General features: G+C 62.7%; 1 protein-coding gene. It reads left to right on the plus strand.

Features of this window, described 5'->3' with window-relative positions; all coding sequences use genetic code 11:
- Nucleotides 1-722: AAA family ATPase (locus B5E84_RS20235; protein ID WP_162612916.1), on the plus strand; the 722-nt coding region annotated here is incomplete at both ends.

Consider the following 722-nt stretch of genomic DNA (forward strand, 5'->3'; position numbering starts at 1 on the left):
GTGGTGCTCACCGCCCATGCGAAAATGCGCAAGTTTGAGCAGCCGGACGAGCTGGGGGCTTATGACCGCTGGGAGATGAAACTGACCAAACAGACGGCGCCGATGGTGAAGGAATGGGCAGACATGGTACTCTTTGCCAACTATAAGACCTTCGTGGTCAACGTGGACGGCCAGGGGGCCCAGAAGGGGAAGAACAAGGCCCAGGGAGGCTGCCGGGTGATGTACACCGTCCATCATCCCTGCTGGGACGCCAAGAACCGGTATGACCTGGCGGAGGAGCTGCCCTTTGATTATGGGGAGATCGCCCACATCATGCAGGCAGCCGGAAACGTACCGGCGAACCGTCAGGAGGCTGTGGCCACAGAGCCCCCAGGGAACGGACCGGAACCGCCGGCCCCAAAGGAAAACCATACGGAGCCGGAGCTCCCGCCATTCATGTCCCAGGAGACCATGAGGGAGGAGCCAGCCCCGCCGCCCCGTGTTCCGGAAAGGGATAGGGCGCCGGAGAATGCGGGAAAACCGGATGCCGCCCCCGCCGGCGGGATCCCGTCGAGCCTGCCGGAGAACATCCCCAAGGCCCTGCGGGACCTGATGGAGGCCAATGGGGTGGATGAGTGGGACATCCAGAACGTGGTGGCGGCCAGAGGCTACTATCCGGCGGATACACCGATCCAGGCGTACGATCCGGATTTTATCGAAGGAGTCCTTGTAGGTGCCTGGGA

Source organism: Lachnoclostridium sp. An14 (assembly GCF_002160755.1).
In the GTDB taxonomy this organism is placed as follows: Bacteria; Bacillota; Clostridia; order Lachnospirales; family Lachnospiraceae; genus Lachnoclostridium_A.